The sequence below is a fragment of the Candidatus Paralachnospira sp. LCP21S3_A2 genome (genome assembly GCF_052118925.1).
Taxonomy (GTDB): Bacteria; Bacillota; Clostridia; order Lachnospirales; family Lachnospiraceae; genus Lientehia.
This window is the reverse complement of the sequence record NZ_JBQKGG010000034.1, coordinates 1-2,605: the sequence shown is the minus strand read 5'-3', so window position 1 is coordinate 2,605 and position 2,605 is coordinate 1. Positions and strand designations below refer to the sequence as shown.

Here is a 2,605-nt window from a genome sequence, read left to right as displayed (position 1 = left end):
AGAAAGGGATGAAAAACAACCTGAAAATGGCGAGAAACAGGGCAAAGCAGAAGTTAGTCGTGCAATTCTTTTTCTGAAGCATGGCAGTAGAAGTTACTAATGCAATCAACTGCCGATTATAGCAGCGTAGATGCGGCCATTGCCAAGGCAAATGCTCTGAACAAAGATGATTACAAAGATTTTTCTGCTGTGGAGACTGCAATCAATTCGGTGGTTCGAGGGAAGACCCTTGCAGAGCAGGCAGAGGTGGATGCAATGGCGAAAGCGATCGAGGATGCCATTGCTGCCCTGCAATACAAGGATGCCGACTACACTAAGGTTGACGAGGCCATTGCCAAAGCAAATGCCCTGAACAAGGACGAGTACAAGGACTTCACTGCGGTAGAAGCTGCTGTGAAGGCTGTGACCCGTGATAAGAACTTTACGGAGCAGAGCGAGGTGGATGCAATGGCGAAAGCGATCGAAGATGCCATTGCTGCCCTGCAATACAAGGATGCTGACTACACAAGGGTTGATGCAGCCATTGCCAAAGCAAATGCCCAGAACAGGAATGACTACAAGGACTTCTCCGCTGTGGAAGCTGCCGTGAAGGCTGTTGTCCGTGGCAAGAACATTACGGAGCAGTCCGAAGTGGATAAGATGGCAAAGGCTATTGAGGATGCCATTGCTGCGCTTGAGAAAAAGCCAGCCAGCACCAAGCCGGAAACATCCGATAAGAGTCAGAGTCCGCAGACCGGTGATACAAGCAACCTTGCGCTGTGGATCGCCCTGCTGTTTGCCAGCGGCGGTGCAGCCGTTGCGACAACGGTTGTAAGCAGAAAGAAAAAGCGCAACCGATAATGGAATAGCATTCCCTTGCTCCATCTTCCGGGCAAGGCAACAGCGTCGTAGCAATACGACGCTGTTTGGCTTTATAGGAAAGATCACCTGCGATATTTGTGCTGTATTGTGAGAGATTAATAAAAATAATCATGTTAATAAACGTGAAAATCCAAAGAGATTTTGTTGATTTTTACACGAATATCTGCTATGCTATGGTCAGTACCTTTAAGGAGGACTGCTTATGTATAGAAAGATTATGGGCTTTTTGGAAGCGTGGAAAGAAAGCGAACACCGCAAGCCTCTTATTTTGCAGGGCGCAAGACAGGTCGGAAAGACCTATTCTATTCTGGAGTTCGGACGCACACATTATGAAAATGTGGCATACTTCAACTTTGAAACCAATCCAAAGCTGAACGAAACCTTTGAGGAAAACATCAGCCCCGATTATCTGATACCGATTTTATCCCATATCGCAGGTCAGACCATTATAAAAGAAAAAACGCTGATAGTTTTTGATGAGGTGCAGCTCTGCGAAAGGGCGTTGACTTCGCTTAAATACTTTTGCGAGAACGCTCCAGATTACCACATCATTGTTGCAGGCAGCTTGCTCGGTGTTGCGGTCAACAGAGCAAAATTCTCTTTTCCAGTAGGAAAGGTCGATATGAAAACGCTTTATCCTATGGATATGGAGGAATTTATGCTGGCTCTCGGTGAGGACGATTTGGTAGAGCAGATTAAAAAATGCTTCCAAACCGATACACCGCTGCCGTCTGCCTTGCACGACGCCGCAATGCAGCTTTACCGTAAGTATCTTGTAGTCGGCGGTATGCCAGAGTGCGTAATGCAATTTGCCGAAACAAAGGATTATATCCTTGTCCGCCATACACAGGACACGATACTTGCAAGCTATCTCAACGATATGAGCAAGTATAATAACTTGAATGAAATCAAGAAAACCAGACTCGCCTATGATAACATCACCGTTCAGCTTTCAAAGAAGAATACCCGTTTCCAATATAAGCTGATTAAGAAAGGCGGACGGGCTTCCGAATTTGAAAATGCGATTGAATGGCTTTGCCTGTCTGGTATCGTGTCACAGGTCTACAAGGTCGAACAGGTCAAAAAGCCGCTTGAAAACTACCGTGATATTGATGCGTTCAAGATTTATGTGTCCGACTTAGGACTGCTTTGTGCCAAGAAAGATTTAGCTGCCAATGACATTCTCTATATGGTCGAAGAAATCAACGATTTCAAGGGCGGTATGGCAGAGAACTATGTTAATGTGCAGCTATCCATTAACGGCTACCACACCTACTATTGGGAGTCCGAGCGTGGGGCTGAAATTGATTTTGTCATTCAACGTGACGGGAAGCTCATTCCCATTGAGGTCAAGTCTGCCGACAACACCAGAGCCAAGAGCTTAAAGGTCTATATGGACACCTACAAGCCTGCCTATGCGATCAAGCTCTCTGCCAAAAACTTCGGCTTTGAGGATAACAAAAAAATCGTTCCGCTCTATGCAGCATTTTGTATCTGAAATCAATATCGCAACAGGGGCTGTCTGTTTGATATGCTCCCTTCTAGGTAGACAAGTGAAATAATAAAAACTTGTCACTTAGGAGGGAGCATATTTTATGTCTAAAAGAAAAGTATCTGTTGAGGATAAGATATATGCTGTAAATCTATATCTGGATGGAAAAGAAAGCCAACGGCGAATTGCCGATATGTTTGCTGTAAGTCTCGCATCTGTCCAACAATGGATTCGAAACTATGAATCTATGGG

Annotated in this window: 3 protein-coding genes; all 3 read left to right on the top strand. The window is 45.1% G+C overall.

Annotation, left to right across the window (positions count from 1 at the left end):
* Positions 1-99 precede the first annotated feature (99 nt).
* A complete protein-coding gene (locus ACTQ3K_RS12525; RefSeq protein ID WP_441568227.1) occupies positions 100-840 on the top strand; it encodes a hypothetical protein in 741 nt (246 codons plus the stop codon).
* Between the two features lie 223 nt (positions 841-1,063).
* Positions 1,064-2,359 (top strand): ATP-binding protein, encoded by a 1,296-nt coding sequence (locus tag ACTQ3K_RS12520; RefSeq protein WP_441568226.1) that lies wholly within the window; start codon positions 1,064-1,066, stop codon positions 2,357-2,359.
* 97 nt (positions 2,360-2,456) lie between these two features.
* Positions 2,457-2,605: helix-turn-helix domain-containing protein (locus ACTQ3K_RS12515; protein ID WP_441568228.1), on the top strand; the 149-nt coding region annotated here is incomplete at its 3' end.

Coding starts and splice junctions, on each gene's coding strand:
- ACTQ3K_RS12525 (WP_441568227.1), top strand. CDS start 100: ATGCAATCAACTGCCGATTATAGCAGCGTAGATGCGGCCATTGCCAAG.
- ACTQ3K_RS12520 (WP_441568226.1), top strand. CDS start 1,064: ATGTATAGAAAGATTATGGGCTTTTTGGAAGCGTGGAAAGAAAGCGAA.